The 16782-nt window shown below is 65.1% G+C and carries 18 protein-coding genes; 6 read left to right on the forward strand and 12 right to left on the reverse strand.

The window, feature by feature from the left end:
- Positions 1-269: 269 nt before the first annotated feature.
- Complete coding sequence (locus NLR35_RS32550) at positions 270-680, forward strand: response regulator (RefSeq protein ID WP_257170642.1); 411 nt, start codon at positions 270-272, stop codon at positions 678-680.
- A 28-nt stretch (positions 681-708) separates the two neighbouring features.
- Positions 709-1167 carry a SufE family protein gene (locus NLR35_RS32555; RefSeq protein WP_257170643.1) on the forward strand — a complete coding sequence of 153 codons (459 nt, stop codon included), beginning with the start codon at positions 709-711 and terminating at the stop codon, positions 1165-1167.
- 264 nt (positions 1168-1431) lie between these two features.
- Here NLR35_RS32555 and NLR35_RS32560 read toward each other — a convergent pair whose 3' ends face one another.
- The 7 genes from NLR35_RS32560 to NLR35_RS32590 form a co-directional block, all read right to left on the reverse strand.
- Positions 1432-2673: a cysteine desulfurase gene (locus NLR35_RS32560; protein ID WP_257170644.1), complete on the reverse strand. Its 1242-nt coding sequence runs from the start codon at positions 2671-2673 to the stop codon at positions 1432-1434.
- A 3-nt stretch (positions 2674-2676) separates the two neighbouring features.
- The gene (gene sufD / locus NLR35_RS32565) at positions 2677-4002 is read right to left on the reverse strand and encodes a Fe-S cluster assembly protein SufD (protein WP_257170645.1); all 1326 of its coding nucleotides are present in this window, start codon (positions 4000-4002) and stop codon (positions 2677-2679) included.
- Between the two features lie 14 nt (positions 4003-4016).
- Positions 4017-4778: a Fe-S cluster assembly ATPase SufC gene (gene sufC, locus NLR35_RS32570; protein WP_257170646.1), complete on the reverse strand. Its 762-nt coding sequence runs from the start codon at positions 4776-4778 to the stop codon at positions 4017-4019.
- A gap of 37 nt (positions 4779-4815) precedes the next feature.
- Complete coding sequence (sufB, locus tag NLR35_RS32575) at positions 4816-6333, reverse strand: Fe-S cluster assembly protein SufB (protein WP_257170647.1); 1518 nt, start codon at positions 6331-6333, stop codon at positions 4816-4818.
- Positions 6334-6369: 36 nt separating this feature from the next.
- Positions 6370-6564 carry a 4Fe-4S dicluster domain-containing protein gene (locus tag NLR35_RS32580; RefSeq protein WP_006609648.1) on the reverse strand — a complete coding sequence of 65 codons (195 nt, stop codon included), beginning with the start codon at positions 6562-6564 and terminating at the stop codon, positions 6370-6372.
- Between the two features lie 559 nt (positions 6565-7123).
- Positions 7124-8863: a nif-specific transcriptional activator NifA gene (nifA, locus tag NLR35_RS32585; RefSeq protein ID WP_257170682.1), complete on the reverse strand. Its 1740-nt coding sequence runs from the start codon at positions 8861-8863 to the stop codon at positions 7124-7126.
- A 415-nt stretch (positions 8864-9278) separates the two neighbouring features.
- Positions 9279-10124 carry an SDR family NAD(P)-dependent oxidoreductase gene (locus NLR35_RS32590; RefSeq protein WP_006609646.1) on the reverse strand — a complete coding sequence of 282 codons (846 nt, stop codon included), beginning with the start codon at positions 10122-10124 and terminating at the stop codon, positions 9279-9281.
- 340 nt (positions 10125-10464) lie between these two features.
- On the opposite strand from NLR35_RS32590, the gene NLR35_RS32595 reads away from it, so the two are divergent.
- Both NLR35_RS32595 and NLR35_RS32600 read left to right on the forward strand, forming a co-directional pair.
- Positions 10465-11292, forward strand: a complete 828-nt coding sequence (locus NLR35_RS32595) for a xanthine dehydrogenase (RefSeq protein ID WP_257170648.1) — start codon at positions 10465-10467, stop codon at positions 11290-11292.
- A 121-nt stretch (positions 11293-11413) separates the two neighbouring features.
- Positions 11414-11656, forward strand: a complete 243-nt coding sequence (locus NLR35_RS32600) for a bacterioferritin-associated ferredoxin (RefSeq protein WP_257170649.1) — start codon at positions 11414-11416, stop codon at positions 11654-11656.
- Positions 11657-12028: 372 nt separating this feature from the next.
- Here NLR35_RS32600 and NLR35_RS32605 read toward each other — a convergent pair whose 3' ends face one another.
- On the reverse strand, positions 12029-12889 hold the full coding sequence (locus tag NLR35_RS32605) for an SDR family oxidoreductase (protein ID WP_257170650.1): 861 nt from the start codon (positions 12887-12889) through the stop codon (positions 12029-12031).
- A 152-nt stretch (positions 12890-13041) separates the two neighbouring features.
- Between NLR35_RS32605 and NLR35_RS32610 the strand changes: the two genes are divergently transcribed.
- Positions 13042-13212: a hypothetical protein gene (locus NLR35_RS32610; protein ID WP_257170651.1), complete on the forward strand. Its 171-nt coding sequence runs from the start codon at positions 13042-13044 to the stop codon at positions 13210-13212.
- 391 nt (positions 13213-13603) lie between these two features.
- Here NLR35_RS32610 and NLR35_RS32615 read toward each other — a convergent pair whose 3' ends face one another.
- The 4 genes from NLR35_RS32615 to NLR35_RS32630 form a co-directional block, all read right to left on the reverse strand.
- On the reverse strand, positions 13604-13759 hold the full coding sequence (locus tag NLR35_RS32615; protein WP_257170652.1) for a hypothetical protein: 156 nt from the start codon (positions 13757-13759) through the stop codon (positions 13604-13606).
- A 22-nt stretch (positions 13760-13781) separates the two neighbouring features.
- Positions 13782-13970 (reverse strand): DUF2934 domain-containing protein, encoded by a 189-nt coding sequence (locus NLR35_RS32620; protein WP_257170653.1) that lies wholly within the window; start codon positions 13968-13970, stop codon positions 13782-13784.
- Between the two features lie 127 nt (positions 13971-14097).
- Positions 14098-14454 carry a hypothetical protein gene (locus NLR35_RS32625; protein WP_257170654.1) on the reverse strand — a complete coding sequence of 119 codons (357 nt, stop codon included), beginning with the start codon at positions 14452-14454 and terminating at the stop codon, positions 14098-14100.
- A 129-nt stretch (positions 14455-14583) separates the two neighbouring features.
- Positions 14584-15948 carry an ATP-binding protein gene (locus tag NLR35_RS32630; RefSeq protein WP_257170683.1) on the reverse strand — a complete coding sequence of 455 codons (1365 nt, stop codon included), beginning with the start codon at positions 15946-15948 and terminating at the stop codon, positions 14584-14586.
- A gap of 180 nt (positions 15949-16128) precedes the next feature.
- Here NLR35_RS32630 and NLR35_RS32635 point away from each other — a divergent pair, with 180 nt between their 5' ends.
- A complete protein-coding gene (locus NLR35_RS32635; RefSeq protein ID WP_257170655.1) occupies positions 16129-16749 on the forward strand; it encodes a response regulator transcription factor in 621 nt (206 codons plus the stop codon).
- Positions 16750-16782: the final 33 nt, after the last annotated feature.

Below are 16782 nucleotides of genomic sequence, written 5' to 3' on the forward strand. Positions count from 1 at the left end.
AGCTTTGGAATCGTTAAAAAGGCCATGTTTTGAAAGAGATGCGGTCAAGCTCGGCGCTAGGATGTACTTGTTGCAAACCCGACATCGGGGTTTTTCACCCGACGCTGCCACGACGTGCTGTCCGAAACGACACATGTCGTCGCAGGCTCGACGCAAGCGCTCGACGAAGAGCCGTCACGGCGCATGTGCGGAGCCTACAGAGGGCGCGGTACGGAGTTTGCTTGATGTAGATCAAACCCGCTCTACGAACGGGCAGAAGGAGTATTTCGATGTCGAGCAAGACGCGCGTGTTTGTCATTGAAGCCGATCAGGTGATCCGCTCGGCGCTCGGCTATATCCTCAGCGAGCGTCATGAGACCTTCACCTTCGCGGAGACCGCGGATGCGCTGAGCAAGGCGGCCCGGGCCACGCCTGACGCCGTGCTGGTCGGCAGCAGCATCCTGGAGGACGGCGGCGCCGAGACCGTCGGCATGCTCGCCCGCAAGCTGCACCAGGCGGGCATCATCGTCGTCGCCGGCTCGACCAAGTCGCCGCTCGCACTCGCGGGTCTGCGCCAGGGCGCGGAGGCGATCATTGCCAAGCCGATCACCTTCGACGGCGTGACCCACGCGGTGGATGCCGTGCTGGCGCGGCGCGGGGCCGAGCCTGGCCTTGCGGCGCCGTCGCCCTGCAGCGGATAGAGATCAGCAGATAACCAGGAGAGGATCAATGTTGAAGATGACCCAGACCGCGACGCCGGCCAATCCGGAGATCGAGGACATCGTCGAGAACTTCGCTCTGCTCGACGACTGGGACGACCGCTACCGCTACGTTATCGAGCTCGGCCGCGGCCTCACGCCCCTACCCGACGCGGACCGCAACGACAGCAACAAGGTGCAGGGCTGCACCAGCCAGGTCTGGGTGGCCACCTCGGTGCGGCACGACGCAGCGCCGGTGCTGGATTTCGTCGGCGACAGCGACGCGCACATCGTCCGCGGGCTGGTCGCGATCCTGCTCGCGATGGTCTCCGGCCGCACCGCGCCGGAGATCCTGGCCGCCGATCCGATCGCGCTGTTCGAGAAGCTCGGTTTGCGCGAGCATCTGACGCCCCAGCGCTCCAACGGTTTCCGGTCCATGGTCAGCCGCATCAAGGCGGATGCGCAGGCGGCGATGGCCGCGGCGGCTTAGGTTTTACTAGTTGGTTTGCTTGTTTGATTGAGCCAGCATGGCGCGCCAGATACGGTGCACCCTCGCCCCTTGTGGGAGAGGGTGGCAGCCGAAGGCTGCCGGGTGAGGGGGTCTCTCGGCACACTCGGACGTCAGTGAATTGCGGAGACAACCCCTCACCCGAGTGAGTCTGGAGCCGGCAGCGGCGTAGCCCTCTCCCACAAGGGGAGAGGGCGCAGCAATTGGCACCGCTTCTTTCCGGCAAGAGCGCGTGGCGAACCCGCCTTAAGAGAAAAACTCCTGCGCCTTCCTCAGCGCGCGGACCAGCACGTCGACCTCGTCCCGCGTGTTGTACATCGCGAACGACGCCCGGCAGGTCGCGGTCACGCCGAAGCGCTCCAAGAGCGGCATGGCGCAATGGGTGCCGGCGCGCACGGCGACGCCGGAGCGGTCGATGACGGTGGCGAAGTCGTGGGCGTGGGCGCCCTGCATCTCAAACGAGACGATGGCGCCCTTGTCGGCGGCGTTGCCGATGATGCGCAGCGAATTGATCTCGCGCAGCTGCTCGGTGGCATAGGTGACGAGATCGTGCTCATGCGCGGCTATCAGCTGCTTGCCGATCGAGGAGACGTAGTCGATGGCGGCGCCGAGACCTGCGGCCTCGACGATCGGCGGCGTGCCGGCCTCGAAGCGATGCGGCGGGTCGCCATAGGTCACCCAGTCGCGCGACACCTCGCGGATCATCTCGCCGCCGCCGTTGAACGGCGGCATCGAAGCCAAGAGCTCGCGCTTGCCGTAGAGCGCGCCGATGCCCGTGGGCCCATAGATCTTGTGCCCGGTGATGCAGTAGAAATCGGCGTCGAGATCGCGGACGTCGACCTCCATGTGCACCGCCGCCTGCGAGCCGTCGATCAGCACCGGAATGCCGCGCGCATGCGCTATGCGGATGACCTCCTTCACGGGAACGATCGTCCCGAGCACGTTCGACATCTGCGTCATCGCCACCATCTTGGTACGCGGGCTCAGCAGTTTCTCGAACTCGTCGAGCAGAAAATTGCCGTCATCGTCGACGGGAGCCCATTTGATCACCGCGCCCTGGCGCTCCCTGAGGAAATGCCAAGGGATGATGTTGGCGTGGTGCTCCATGATCGAGAGCACGATCTCGTCGCCCGGCCCGATCCGCTCGCGGCCGAAAGTCTGGGCTACCAGGTTCACCGCCTCGGTGGCGCCGCGGGTGAAGATGATCTGCTCGGGGCTCTCGGCATTGAGGAACGTCGCCACCTTGGCGCGGGCGCCCTCATAGGCCTCGGTGGCGGCGTTGGCGAGATAATGCAGTCCACGATGCACGTTGGCGTATTCGGACGTGTAGACCTGGTTCATCCGGTCGAGCACCGCCTGCGGCTTCTGCGCCGAGGCGGCGTTGTCGAGATAGACCAACGGCTTGCCGTGGACCTGCATGCCGAGAATGGGAAAGTCCGCCCGGACGCGGCCGACGTCGTAGCCGCTCCCGTTCACCGCTGCATGCATCATCTACTCCCGTCGTCCGAGCCAGCCCAGCATCGCCCCGGTCAGTGCGTCGCGCACAGCCTCGTTGGCCGCGCCCTCGATGATCTCGCCGATGAAGGCTTGGATCAGCAGCGCCTTCGCTTCTGCCGGCGGAATGCCGCGCGCCATCAGATAGAACAGCAGCTCGTCGTCGATCGCACCGGTCGTCGTGCCGTGGCCGCACTGAACATCGTCAGCGAAGATCTCGAGCTCCGGCTTCGAGTCCGCCTCGGCCTCGTCCGACAGCAGCAGCGCCCGCGACATCATCTTGGCGTCGGTCTTCTGCGCACCGGGGGCAACCGTGATCTTGCCCTGGAACACGGCGCGGGCGGTATCGCCGACCACGGCCTTGAAGGTCTCGCGGCTTTGGCCGTTCTCTGCGGCATGCTCGATCGAAAGCGTGGTGTCGGCATGCTGCGTGCCCGACAGCAGCGCGCCGCCGCGGATGTCGGCGACGGTGCCCTCACCCGCCAGGCGGACGAACAGCTGGTTGCGGACCAGGCTGCCGCCGGCGACGAAGCCGAGCTGGTTGAAGGTCGCGCGGGCGCCGATATTGGCGAGCAGCGAGCCGATGTGCAGCGCGCTGCTGCCCTCGCTGACGACCTTGATGTGGTCAATGCGCGCCTCGTCGCCGACGATGAGCTGCATCGCGGTGTTGACCTGGTACTCGCTGCCGTCGGGCCCCTGATGCGACTCGACGATGGTGGCGCTGGCGCCGGCGCCGATATTGACCAGCGAGCGGGTGAACATCGAGGTCGCGACCCAGTTGGTCGTGACGAAGGCGACGTGGATCGGCCGGCTCAGCGCGGTACCTGGCGCGACCAGGATGACCACGCCATTGGCCGCCAGCGCGGTGTTGAGCGCCAGCGCCGGATCGTCGTCCGGCACGATCGCGCCGAGGCGCTGCGACAGCAGCGGCTTGTCGGCGGCGAGGGCATCGGCCATCGGCTGGATGGTCAGGCCGGGCTCGAGCCCGGCGAGATCCGACAGCTCCGGCACGAACGCGCCGTCGACAATGACGAGCTTGCGGAAGCCCGCGCCGGCGAACAGGTCACGCGCCTCGCGGGCTTTTGCCTTGGCCGCATCGTCCGGCAGCGAGGCGAGCCGCTTGGCTTCCTTCATCTGCGTGCGCAGATCGGTGTACCGCCACGCCTCGACGCGCCGATGCGGCAGGCCGACCACGTTGAAGCGGTCGAACGCGGCGGCACGCACCGCTGTGATCTCCTCGCCGCCCGGCAGATAGCGGCGGGCGCCCTGGTACAGATCGGCCAGCCCGAGCTCGGCCTTGGTCTTGCGGATCGCGACGCCCATGCTCTTGCCCGCCCTTATGCCGCTTCGCTCTGGTACTGCGCGTAGCCGGTCGCCTCGAGTTCACGCGCGAGGTCCGCGCCGCCGGTGCGGACGATGCGGCCGGCTGCGAACACATGGACGATGTCCGGCACGATGTAGTCGAGCAGCCGCTGGTAGTGGGTGATCACGATCATGCCGCGCTCGGCCGAGCGCAATGCGTTGACACCGTTGGCGACCACCTTGAGCGCGTCGATGTCGAGGCCCGAATCCGTCTCGTCGAGCACGCAGAGAGAGGGCTGCAGCAGCGCCATCTGCAGTGTCTCATTGCGCTTCTTCTCGCCGCCGGAGAAGCCGACATTGAGCGGCCGCTTCAGCATGTCGGCGTCGATGTTGAGAGTCTTGGCGATCTCGCGCACACGCTTGATCAGGTCCGGCGAGGACAGCTCCTCCTCGCCGCGCGCCTTGCGCTGGGCATTGAAGGCGGCGCGCAGGAACGTCAGGGTCGCAACGCCGGGGATCTCCAGCGGGTATTGGAAGGCGAGGAATACGCCCTTGGCGGCGCGCTCGTCGGCCGACATCGCCAGCAGGTCCTCGCCATTCAGATACACCTCGCCGGCGGTGATCTCATAGCCCGGCTTGCCGGCGAGCACGTAGGACAAGGTCGACTTGCCGGCGCCGTTCGGCCCCATGATGGCGTGGATCTCGCCCTTGTTCACGGTGAGGTCCAGGCCCTGGATGATCTTGCGACCACCGGCGATCTCGGCATGGAGCCCCTTGATTTCGAGCAAGGCCGTCATCGAACACTCCTTCATAATGTCGCCGCGCGCGACGTCCTTATCCGACTGAACCTTCGAGACTGATCGAGATCAGCTTCTGCGCCTCGACCGCGAACTCCATCGGCAGCTGCTGCAGCACGTCCTTGACGAAGCCGTTGACGACGAGGCCGACCGCCTCTTCCTGCGAGAGACCGCGCTGGATGCAGTAGAACAGCACATCCTCGGAGATCTTCGAGGTCGTGGCCTCGTGCTCGAACACCGCTGAGGAATTCTTGGCCTCGATATAGGGCACGGTGTGCGCACCACATTTGTCGCCGATCAGGAGCGAGTCGCAGGCGGTGAAGTTGCGCGCGCCCGAGGCCTTGCGATGCGCGCTGACCAGGCCGCGATAGGTGTTCTGCGACTTGCCGGCCGCGATGCCCTTGGAGATGATCCGGCTCGACGTGTTCTTGCCGAGGTGGATCATCTTGGTCCCTGAGTCGACCTGCTGGAAGCCGTTGGAGATCGCGATCGAGTAGAACTCGCCGCTGGAATTGTCGCCGCGCAGGATGCAGCTCGGATACTTCCAGGTGATCGCCGATCCCGTCTCCACCTGGGTCCAGGAGATCTTCGAATTCGCGCCACGGCAATCACCGCGCTTGGTGACGAAATTGTAGATGCCGCCGACGCCCTCGGAATTGCCCGGGTACCAGTTCTGCACGGTCGAATATTTGATCTCGGCATCGTCGAGCGCGACGAGCTCGACCACGGCGGCGTGCAGCTGGTTCTCGTCGCGCTGCGGCGCGGTGCAGCCCTCGAGATAGGAGACGTACGCGCCCTTGTCAGCGATGATCAGCGTGCGCTCGAACTGGCCGGTGTTGCGCTCGTTGATGCGGAAATAGGTCGACAGCTCCATCGGGCAGCGCACGCCCGGGGGGATGTAGACGAACGAGCCGTCGGAGAACACGGCGGAGTTCAGCGTCGCGAAATAATTGTCCGTCGTCGGCACCACCGTGCCGAGATATTTCTGCACCAGGTCGGGATGCTCGCGCAACGCCTCGGAGATCGGCATGAAGATCACGCCGGCCTTCTTCAGCTCCTCCTTGAAGGTCGTGGCGACCGAGACCGAGTCGAACACGGCATCGACCGCGATCTTGGTGCGCGGCGCCGCCGCCTCGCCGTCCTCGGTTTCCACCGCCGCGGCCGGTCGCTCGACACCTTCGAGGATCTCGACCTCGCGCAGGGGAATGCCGAGCTTCTCATAAGTTTTGAGAATTTCCGGATCGATCTCGTCGAGCGAGGCGACCTTCTTCTTCGGCTTCGGCGCCGAATAGTAGTAGAGATCCTGATAGTCGATCTTCGGATATCCGACGCGCGCCCAGGTCGGCTCTGTCATGGTCAGCCAGCGGCGATACGCCTCCAGCCGCCATTCCAGCATCCAGGCCGGCTCGTTCTTCTTGGCCGAGATGAAGCGGATCGTATCTTCCGACAGCCCTTTCGGCGCCTTCTCGGATTCGATGACGGTCTCGAACCCGTAGCGATATTGATCAACGTCGATGTCCTTGACGCGATCAATGGTCTCCTGAACAGCTGCCATCTTTCACTCCGCTTGCAATATGGCCGTCGCGCCCCGTCAGGCGGGCACGCAGGTGTCCGGAACCGGGCAGACGGCGGCGCATTGCGGCGCGTCGAAGTGGCCTTCGCACTCCGTGCACTTCTTCGGATCGATGATGTACATGTCGTTCTTCAGGCGGATGGCCGCGTTCGGACATTCGAACTCGCAGGCTCCGCAGACCGTGCATTGTGAAGCGATGATCTTGTAGGTCATGTGCTGTTCCCCGCGCTCCAGCGACATCGGGCGATGTCATTCGGGCATGATCTTTCAAGCGCCGTGCCAGAGCGCATTTGGTTGATTTCTAAGGAGGATTCTAAATGTTGCCGGGGGCGGCCAGCTGTCGCTCTCCCGACAGCATGTCGTAAGTGCGACAGGGGTGGTTGATGGACGCGCGTTCAGTTGGAGCCGAGCTATTCGCCCCACGGCCGGTGCGCTCCCCTCCCCCTCGCGGGGAGGGGTCGGGGGTGGGGGTCTCCGGGTGCTGATATTCGTGAGTCGGATGGATCGCTGCGCGATCAGTCGACATTCGATTCCAAACGAGGGGCGGTGTTTCTGACAAAGAGGTTCGTGCGCATCACACGCAGTGTGCTTGGGGACCCCCACCCCCGACCCCTCCCCGCAAGGGGGAGGGGAGCCGACCGCCGCCGGGGTGACAGTTGGGTGCTCATGACGACGGCCGAGATCTAACTGAACTTTGCTTATGACCTGAGCTCGGCCTCAAGCAAAAAGGGCGCGCCACCGCGCGCCCTTCATGACGACCGAGTGCACCCACTCAGAACCGCTTGACCTCAATGTTGTACTTCTTCAACGCGTAGCCGATCTGGCGCGGAGTCAGCCCGAGCAGCCGCGCCGCCTTGGCCTGGACCCACCCGGAGCGCTCCATGGCCTGGACGATGCGCTCGCGCTCGGGGACGGCGCCGCCGTCCATGCCCTCGATATACTCGCCGTCATCGGCCTCGGCTGCCGGCAACTCGGCCGGCGTCTCGATCGGCGCCGATGTCCGCGGCAGGATCGGCAGCGGCACCATCGGCTGACCGCGCGGCGGTGGGGGCGTGACCGTGTTGCCCTTCCAAAGGATCGCCGACATGCATTCGTTGCGGCTGCAGGCGAAGTCGTGCTGGCCGATCGCAGATCCCGCGGCCAAGGTCGCCGTCCGCTGCACGCAGTTCTCCAGCTCGCGCACATTGCCCGGGAAGCCGCAATGCATCAGCACCTCGATGGCGCTGACGTCGAAGGTGAGATCGCGCTCGTTCTCGCAATTGAAGCGGCGCAGGAACTCGCGCGCCAGCTGCGGAATGTCGCTGCGGCGCTCGCGCAGCGGCGGCAGTTTGATCGGCACGACGCTGATCCGGTAGTAGAGATCGGCGCGGAATTCGTTGCGCGCCACCGCCTCTTCCAGATTGCGGTTGGTCGCCGTGACGATGCGCACGTCGACCTTGATGGTCTGATTGCCGCCGACGCGCTCGAACTCCTGCTCCTGCAAGACGCGCAGCAGCTTGGCCTGGAAGGCCGGCGAGATCTCGCCGATCTCGTCTAGGAACAGGGTGCCCTTGTCGGCCAGCTCGAAACGGCCCTTGCGCGCATTGATCGCACCGGTAAAGGCCCCCTTCTCGTGACCGAATAGTTCGGATTCCAGCACGGTCTCGGGCAGTGCCGCGCAGTTGATCTTGATGAAGGGCCGCTTGGCGCGGTTCGACAATTCGTGGATCGCCTTCGCTACCAGCTCCTTGCCGGTGCCGGATTCACCACGCAGCAGCACCGGCGCGTTCGACTTGGCGACGACGTTGATCTTCTCGAGCAGCGCGCGCAGCGCCGGGCTGTCGCCGACGATGCCGTCCACCAGCACCTTCTTGCCCTTGGCGGGCGCAGGCTTCAGCTCGAGCAGTTCCTTCTGCAGCCGGTGGCTCTCCGCCATCAGCCGCTCGCGGTCGCGCGCGACGACGCGGTGCAGCTTGATGGTCTGGCCGATCAGGTTGGCGACCATCGTCAGGAAGCGGACGTCGGAGTCGAGCCGGAACACGGCGCGGCCGTCCCACACGCGATCGATCGTCAGCGTGCCGACGACGCGCTGGTCGATGCGGATGGGGACGCCGAGGAACGACACGCGGGTGTCGGCGCCGGCGCCGAGAGTGGCCGCATCAGCGGCGCTGAAAGCGGGATGATCGGCAACATTCTCCGCGATCAGCGGCACGGCGGTCGCGACGATCTGATCGATCGCCTTCTGCGGCAACCGCTCACGGTAACGCTGGTCGCTGCCTTCGCTCCACCCGGCACCGACGGCGAGATCCGGAATGCCGTCATCGGCCAGCAGCGACACCACGCCGTGGCGCATCTGCATGAAGGACTGCAGCAGGTTGACGACGTTGGCGAGGGTGATTTCCAGCCGCGTCGGCGCGGCCAGGATTTTCGATATCTCGAAAATTCCGGTCAGCGCGATCTCGCTGAGCGGTATCGGGGCAGCATTGGACCTGATGTCCTGAGCTTCGACCTGACGTGTTTCCGTTTGGACCATGGTCGCTTCTCTGATGGTCACGGACGCTCCTGACGAGAACACCCGTGATTGTAGGCGTTCTAACATCCTCCCTTAACTGCAGATGATTGTCGTGCCTAACTTTGCTGCATTGCCGCAGAAGTAGTGTGCAGCAAAGAGAACAGAAAAGCTGCAGAACTTCATGATCTTAACAAATTAGTTTGCACCCGGCCCGACGCGCGCATTGCACCGTCGCGGTCGCGACGAAAACAGCGCATCCGACGAATTCCTGTTGCCTTCCCGACACCTAGGATTCAGCGATCCACCATAGCTCTGCGAGCAGCTCGCAAAGGGTCAGACTGAACACCAACTTTCCACATCAGCCATGGCACTCGCCGCATGCGGCTGCCAGCCTGTGATGTCGCGGATCTCACATCGGCGTGTAGCTCCGATCAACCTAGAGGTGCTGCCCCCCATTGATCTGAATTTCCTCGCCGGTCACGTAGCTCGCGGCGTCCGAGCAGAGGAAGAACAGCACCTTTGCCACCTCCTCCGGTGCGCCGATCCGACGCATCGGGATCAGCGGCGAAAACCGCGCCTCCGTTTCCGGCGACACCATTTCGGTCTTGATCTCACCGGGCGCGATCGCGTTGACGCGGATGCCATGCGGCGCGAAGTCGTGGGCCATCTCGCGGGTCAGGCAGGCCAGCGCGGCCTTGGAGGTCGCATAGGCCGTGCCGGCAAAGGGATGCACGCGGGTGCCGACGATCGAGGTCACGTTGACGACAGCGCCCTGCCCGCGCTTCAACTCCTCGAACAGGCCGCGCGCCAGCAGGATCGGCCCGAGGAAGTTGACGTGAAAGACGGTCATCCAGGTCTCGACCGAGGTCGCCAGGGAATCGAGCCGGCCGCCATCCTCGGCCTTTGGTGAGATCGCGGCATTGTTGATCAGCGCATGCAACGGCGCGCCGTCGAGCCGCGCCTTGATGTCGGCAATTGCACGCGGGATCGCCTTGCGGTCGCTGAGGTCGACCTGGACGTGATTGTCCGGCCCGGCATCCCAAGGACAGCGGCCGCCATCGAACGGCTGGCGCGAGCAGGTGATGATGCGCCAGCCGGCATCGGAGAACAGCCTGGCCGTTGCGTGACCGATGCCGCGCGAGCCGCCGGTCAACACCAGCGTCTTCTGTTCGGTACGCTCTGGACGTCCGGCCGCAGCCATATCGCGATGGAACGGGCATGACTCGATTCCCGCTGCATCGATCGCGGGCTCGTGGACGTCCTGGTCGAGATCGAGGCTCACCGCATCCGTCCTGATCCTGCACCGCGCACAACCCTAACCGTCCGCGGTATCGTCATGCGGCGGTTGTGCAGATTCCGGGCCAGCGAAAATCACGCGCAGCCGGGCTGCTCCCTGTCGGATTCGCGACAGATTGGCGGGTTCGAGACAATTTCCGCGTCCGCTTTCCGCCGCAACGATCTCGCGACGTCCAGAACCCAAGGCGTTCAAACGACGATCGTTTTCCAGCTCGCCGGCCGTGGTCCAACTCTTGCTCAACCGAACAAATCAATTGATCCGGAAGCCGGCTTTCCACTCTCACAACGGACAGCCACGAGACGCCCAACGCCATATGGACCGGGACATGGGGACGAATGCAGCACGCTTCGCCGTGGTCCTCGGGACCAACGACGTCGCCTCGGCGATCGGCGTGCATCTGCATCGCGCGGGCTTCTGCGTGGTGCTGTCGCATGACCCCAATCCCCCGGTCATGCGGCGCAAGATGGCGTTCCACGACGCCCTGTTCGGCGACAGCGTTCGTGTCGAGAACGTGATCGGCGAGCGCATCGAGAGCACGCTGGACGTGTTCAAGGCGCTCGGCGATCCCCGGCATGTCCTGGTCACGCCGCTCGGGCTGCTCGATCTTCTGCCGGTCCGCGCTATCGACGTGCTGATCGACGCGCGCATGCAGACGCGCGAGGTGACACCCAATCTGCGCGGCATGACGCGGCTGTCGGTCGGCATCGGCCCGGGCTTCTCGCCCTCGGCCAATTGCGACGTCGCGATCGAGACCCGGCCCGATCGGCTCGGCCGGATCGTCATTGAAGGCTGGACCTCGGCGAAGGATGATGTCGGCGAGCTCGGCGGCGCCGCGTGCCTGGTGCATTCGCCTCATGAGGGCCGCTGGCACACGCCGGTCGAGATCGGCACGCGGATCTACAAGGGCTTCGTGATCGGTCACCTCTCCGGCATCCCCATCACCGCGCCTTACGACGGCAGCCTGCGCGGCATCGTTCGCGACGGCAGCGACGTGCCGGCCGGTGTTGCACTGGCCGAGATCGACCCGCGCGGGCGCCACGCGCAGTGGACCGGCATCGACGCGCACGGCCAGGCCCTGGCGCAGGCGACGCTGGCCGCGATCCGGCTGCACGCCGCTGATCGCATCCGTGCGAGCGCGGCCGGCTCTCGCTGAATCCTCTGCTGCTGATCCCCCGCTTTCGAACGATTCTGATGAGCCCGCGTCCCCGGAAGCAAGCCGTGGCATCGGGCTTGGCATCGCCGTTGCTTATCGTTGGCAGGAGCGAGCAACAGCCATGATCATTTGTTCCTGCAATGTCATCAGCGATACGGCCATTCGCAACGTGGTTACGGCGGCCGACATCACCTTCGGTTCGCCGGCACAAGTGTATGATTGCCTCGGCTGCTCCGTGCAATGCGGGCTCTGCTCGCGCTCGGTGAAGCGGATTCTCGACGAACGGACGGGAGACACCGCAAGCGCCGCCGTCTGGCCGGTGCAGGCCGAGCCAGCGCCGTGCGAGCTGATGTCGATGGCGTGAGCGGTCATCGCGCCCGACATGTCGGATCGCGCGGTGTCGGATGTCGGACAAAGCCGACAGGATCTGCTGAGGATGTGCGCCTTGAATCAAACGGCCGTAGTTGGGCCTCGCCCTTCGAGACGCCCGCCTACGGCGGGCTCCTCAGGGTGAGGGGCGAGGCCTGAGCATCGGACGCAGCTCTCTGTCGTCACTCTTTATCATTTCAACGACGAGTAATGTGCAGATCCGGCTACCGAGCTACCACTCTCCATGAACACGCCTGTCGGCGTGTTCATGGTCCGTGTGCAGGACCCCCTTGGGTGCCCCCCTCATGGTGAGGAGGCGCGCAGCGCCGTCTCGAACCATGAGGCCCGAGACGTACCGACAGGCTTATCAAATAAACGGCTTGCCGCCCGTCACCGCCACCGTCGTTCCCGACGTGTAGCTCGACAGCGGATCGACCAGCATCACATAGGCCGTCGCCAGCTCCGCCGGCTGGCCGGCGCGCTTCATCGGCACCTGCTGGCCGAAGCTCTTCACCTTCTCCTCCGGCATGGTCGAGGGGATCAGCGGCGTCCAGATCGGGCCCGGTGCAACCGCGTTGGCGCGGATGCCCTTCTCGGCCAGCATCTGGGCAAGACCACCGGTAAAATTCTGGATCGCGCCCTTGGTGGTGGCATAAGCGAGCAGGCTCGGATTGGGCATGTCGGAATTGACCGAGGCCGTGTTGACGATCGCGCTGCCCGGCTGCATGTGCGGCACCGCCGCCTTGGTGAGATAGAACATCGCGTGGATGTTGGTGCGGAAGGTCATCTCCCACTCCTCGTCCGAGATGTCCCCGATATCGCTGAAGGTCGCCTGGTGCGCGGCATTGTTGACCAGGATGTCGATGCCGCCGAGCTCGTCGACGGCGCGCTGGATGATCGCCCGGCAATGCGCAGGCTGCTGGATGTCACCGGGCATCAGGACCGCCTTGCGGCCTTCCTTCTCGATCAGCTCTCGCACCTCGCGGGCGTCATCATGCTCCTCGAGATAGGAGATCAGGACGTCGGCACCCTCGCGCGCATAGGCGATTGCGACGGCACGGCCGATGCCGCTGTCGCCACCGGTGATCACGGCCTTCTTGCCCGTGAGCCTGCCCGAGCCCTTGTAGCTGGTCTCGCCGTGATCGGGTCTGGGCTGCATCTTTGCCGTCGTGCCCGGCATGGCCTGTTGCTGCGGCGGAAACGGCGGCTTGGGATGATGGTCGGACATGAGCGCACTCCTCGCGTTTGATGCTGCATCAATTGCAGGGCCGGCGTCGTGTTCCTGTACGCCGAGGGAGCGACAACCGGCCGTTCGTCGCACGGAACGTCATCACCTTCACCCGCATTGCTCTGATGATGACGACAGGGAAGGAGCGAGCCATGACCAAGGATCTCCCCATCAACGGACGCGAACCCGACCGCTCCGAAGACGACATCCAGCGCGATCAGCTCGGTCCGCGCGGCGTGCCCGGCAGCGAGGATCCAGCGAAGATGACGTCGCAACGGGAGAAGAAGACCCCCGATGATGTCGATCCCGGACATACGGCGTGATGGGATCTTCTAATGGTGACGATAGGAGTGAGGAGATCGAAGTCCACGACGCTCACCACCCGTTCCGCTGCCCCTCACCCCAACCCTCTCCCCGTGAAGAACGGGGAGAGGGAGCGTAGCGCCGCTGGCGCCAATACAAGAACTCACAAGAAACACGCATTTTCATTGCAGCCGTCCCCTGCATCTACGCTACAGATATGATTACACAGCGAATATCTGACGGCTGATAGTTCGCGCCTTCTCAAAGATGCAAAGCCAGCACTCGCCACACGGGCGGTGCGCTCCCTCTCCCCGTTCTTACGGGGAGAGGGTTGGGGTGAGGGGCAGCAACACGGGAGGTCGCAATGATTCCACAAGTCCGCTTCTCGCCGCCCGCGACCTAAGCTTCACCTCAATGCGTGTTGCTCTCACCCCACTGCTCAAGATCCTTCGCCGCCTCAGACCGCTGCTCCTTCTCCGGCTTCTCGGCCCAGGGCTTGTCGGTCTGCTTCATCGATCCCCAGTCGCTTTCCTGGCGCGGATCGTCCTTCGGTGTTTCCTTGCTCATGGCTGATCCTTTCGTGTCGCGTTCATCCCGGCAGAATGGTCGGCGGCGCTGCCGTCGCTTCGTCATGCAGCTCGTCGCTTTCACGGACCTCGCGCTCGGCCTGATACCAGAACTCATCTTCGCGACCGTCCGGACGCCCGGACTGCTCCCACAATTGATGGGCGCGTTCGCGAATCCTGTCTTGCAGACCCGTGTCGCTGCTCTGTTCCATGATGCTCCTCGCAGGCCGTGGTGGCATGACCTGCGTGGCAATCATCCGGGCAACGCGATGTTCCAAGACGAGGCGACGCCCGGGCGATCGGCCGCAGCCCGCGCACCGCTCAGGACGGCTGCCCGCGTCAGCTCAGATTGCCCGGCATGAAGCAGCGGATCGAGGTGCCCAGCGAACCCTTGATCGGCCACACCATCGTGCGCCCGGCGCGGTTCGGCTCGGTGATCACGGCATCGTCGGGGACCACGATCCACTCGCCATCGAGCCGCACGCGATAATGCGTGCCTTGCAGATCCCAGTCAGGATCGGAGACGGCGAGGCCGTCCGCATCCGAGCAGCACGGACCGCGTCCGCTCTTGAGGCTGTCGAACCAACCCTTGAGTGGCGAGTTGGCATAGCGACCGTCGTCACGCGCAACGGCACGGTTGAAGGACAGCGCAGCCGCCAAGGCTGCGCTGCTCAGCACGAGCAAGGTTCTGGTCATCTGATCACCGCAAGCTACCGGCGCGTGCTCCGGACTGCGGCTCACGCGGATCCAAAGTCGCTCGTTGAAATGCAGCGTCGGATTGTTTGTTCCTAGGCAGAGTTGCCGCCTCATGGCGGCGCAACCTCTTCAGGCCGCATCCGCCGGCGCCATGGCGTCCGCCGGCACCAGCGCCTCGATCGTGACCCCCGCGCCCGTGGACGCCACTGTGAGTGTGCCGCCGAGCGCCAGCAACCGTTCGCGCATGCCGGTCAGGCCGAAGCCGAGCTTGTGCTCGGGCGTGAGCCCGCGACCGTCGTCACGCACGCGCACCCGCGTGTAGCTGCGGCGATGCCCCGCCACGATCTGCTGCAGCGGCTCGATGCTGACATCGACCGAGCTGGCCTCGGCATGGCGGAACACGTTGGTCAGCGCCTCCTGCACCACGCGGTAGATCGTCAGTTCCGCGGTCTCGTTGCTGCGCACGAGGGTGTCGGCGAGGGTGGTCTCGATCGCGACCTCGGGCCGCGACTCCCGCCACAGCCGCACCAGCGCGCCGAGCGCTTCGCGCAGGCCGAGTTCGGCGAGCCCCACCGGGCGCAGCCGCTCCAGGATGCGGCGGTTGAACTGCTGCACTGCGTTGACCTGGTCGAGGATCGCCTGGCCGTGCCGGCGCATCGCGCCGACGTCCAGCGTCGCTGCGTCCGGCAAGCGCATCAGCGCGCTGGCATGGGCGCGCAGCGCGAACAGATGCGGCCCGAACTCGTCATGCAGCTCGCGCGCGATCTCCTTGCGCTCGAGGTCCTGCAGCGACACGGTGCGCTCGGCGAGACGGCGCTTCTCCTCCACCGCCTCGCCGAGCGCGCCGGCAAGATGGTTGAGCTTGGCGCACAGCGCGGCGAGCTCGGGTGCGCCGCCCGGCTTGACGCGGGCGTCATAGGCTCCCGCCTCGATCCGGCTCATCGCCTCGGAGAGATCGCCGAGTGGCGCCAGCGCGCGGCCGACGACGAGCGTCGTGATGCCGAACAGCGCCAGGCCGACCAGCGAACCGACCACCAGCTGCGTGACGATGCCGTCCCAGATCTCGGCGATCTCGTCGTCGGGGTGCGAGGTGATCACCAGCGTGTCGGCCCGTCCGGCGACGATCACGGGCATGCTGACCGAGGTCTTGTCGGGATGCACCAGCGCGATGAACCAGGCCGGCGCCGCACGGCCCACGCCCGAGGATGACGGCGCCTGCACCGGCATCCCCTGCCGGGTGACGCTGACATGGCGCAGCGGGCCGAGATCGCTGACGATGCGGTTCAGCCGCGCGTCCGGATCCGGTGCGTCATTCACCTCGTCCATGATGGTCTCGACGAAGGCGCGGGTCAGGCGGATGACGCTCTGGTCCTCGGCGAGCACGCGCGGCGCCGCCTCCAGCGCCAAACGGCCGATGTTGATCGCGAGCCCGAGCATCAGCACCAGCGCGAGCAGCACGTTGATGCGCCTGCGCAACGACCAATCCTGCCACATTCTTTCCGCCTCAAAGCCCAAGTTTCTGACACCAAGTTTTTCACTCGGTGTTTCACACGCACTCACATTGACAGACAAATCCGCCAGCGATCTAATTGCAATATCATGCAATGCCGCGCAGCATGCATCCATGATGCATCGCAACAATGACGCGAGTTGAGAGTCCGGGACCCCAAGGCCATGCGCGTACTGATCGTCGATGATCATCCCATCGTGGCCTCCGGCTGTCGGGCCCTGCTGTCGGCCGATCCCGACGTGGTGCTGATCGAGGCGGCGGACGCGGAAAGCGGCGAGACCAGCTTCATCGCCGAGCGTCCCGACGTCTGTGTCATCGACATCAACCTGCCGACCGTCTCCGGCTTCGAGCTGGCCCGCCGCATCCTCGCCCGCGACGCCCAGGCCCGGCTGATCATGTTCAGCATGAACGACGATCCGGTGTTCGCCGCGCGCGCCATCGATATCGGCGCCAAGGGCTATGTGTCGAAGAGCGGCGATCCCAACGATCTGGCGGAAGCGATCCGCGAGGTCTCCGGCGGCGGCAGCTATCTGCCGCCGGCGATCGCGCGCAGCATCGCGTTTGCGGGCGCGGCCGTGGCGCAGAGCCCATTGGCCAAGCTGACCTCGCGCGAGCTCGAGATCCTGCGCCTGCTCAGCGCCGGCAAGAGCCTGTCGGAGATCGCCTGGCTGATCCACTCGTCCTACAAGACGGTGGCGAACACCTCCTCGATCATCCGCCAGAAGCTCGGGGTGCGAACGTCCGGCGAGCTGGTGCGTTTGGCGATCGAGAACGGCGTCGCTTGACATCCACGTCGCTTGACATCCACGTCAGCGGCG

Source organism: Bradyrhizobium sp. SRS-191, from assembly GCF_024586915.1.
Lineage (GTDB): Bacteria > Pseudomonadota > Alphaproteobacteria > Rhizobiales > Xanthobacteraceae > Bradyrhizobium.

Excerpts from the sequence above, each read along its gene's own strand:
- NLR35_RS32630 (WP_257170683.1), bottom strand. The coding sequence starts at position 15,948 with ATGTGGCAGGATTGGTCGTTGCGCAGGCGCATCAACGTGCTGCTCGCG.
- NLR35_RS32600 (WP_257170649.1), top strand. The coding sequence starts at position 11,414 with ATGATCATTTGTTCCTGCAATGTCATCAGCGATACGGCCATTCGCAAC.
- sufC (WP_257170646.1), bottom strand. The coding sequence starts at position 4,778 with ATGACGGCCTTGCTCGAAATCAAGGGGCTCCATGCCGAGATCGCCGGT.
- NLR35_RS32620 (WP_257170653.1), bottom strand. The coding sequence starts at position 13,970 with ATGGAACAGAGCAGCGACACGGGTCTGCAAGACAGGATTCGCGAACGC.
- NLR35_RS32605 (WP_257170650.1), bottom strand. The coding sequence starts at position 12,889 with ATGTCCGACCATCATCCCAAGCCGCCGTTTCCGCCGCAGCAACAGGCC.
- NLR35_RS32635 (WP_257170655.1), top strand. The coding sequence starts at position 16,129 with ATGCGCGTACTGATCGTCGATGATCATCCCATCGTGGCCTCCGGCTGT.
- nifA (WP_257170682.1), bottom strand. The coding sequence starts at position 8,863 with ATGGTCCAAACGGAAACACGTCAGGTCGAAGCTCAGGACATCAGGTCC.
- sufD (WP_257170645.1), bottom strand. The coding sequence starts at position 4,002 with ATGGGCGTCGCGATCCGCAAGACCAAGGCCGAGCTCGGGCTGGCCGAT.
- NLR35_RS32550 (WP_257170642.1), top strand. The coding sequence starts at position 270 with ATGTCGAGCAAGACGCGCGTGTTTGTCATTGAAGCCGATCAGGTGATC.
- NLR35_RS32595 (WP_257170648.1), top strand. The coding sequence starts at position 10,465 with ATGGGGACGAATGCAGCACGCTTCGCCGTGGTCCTCGGGACCAACGAC.
- NLR35_RS32580 (WP_006609648.1), bottom strand. The coding sequence starts at position 6,564 with ATGACCTACAAGATCATCGCTTCACAATGCACGGTCTGCGGAGCCTGC.
- sufB (WP_257170647.1), bottom strand. The coding sequence starts at position 6,333 with ATGGCAGCTGTTCAGGAGACCATTGATCGCGTCAAGGACATCGACGTT.
- NLR35_RS32615 (WP_257170652.1), bottom strand. The coding sequence starts at position 13,759 with ATGAGCAAGGAAACACCGAAGGACGATCCGCGCCAGGAAAGCGACTGG.
- NLR35_RS32625 (WP_257170654.1), bottom strand. The coding sequence starts at position 14,454 with ATGACCAGAACCTTGCTCGTGCTGAGCAGCGCAGCCTTGGCGGCTGCG.
- NLR35_RS32610 (WP_257170651.1), top strand. The coding sequence starts at position 13,042 with ATGACCAAGGATCTCCCCATCAACGGACGCGAACCCGACCGCTCCGAA.
- NLR35_RS32555 (WP_257170643.1), top strand. The coding sequence starts at position 709 with ATGTTGAAGATGACCCAGACCGCGACGCCGGCCAATCCGGAGATCGAG.
- NLR35_RS32560 (WP_257170644.1), bottom strand. The coding sequence starts at position 2,673 with ATGCATGCAGCGGTGAACGGGAGCGGCTACGACGTCGGCCGCGTCCGG.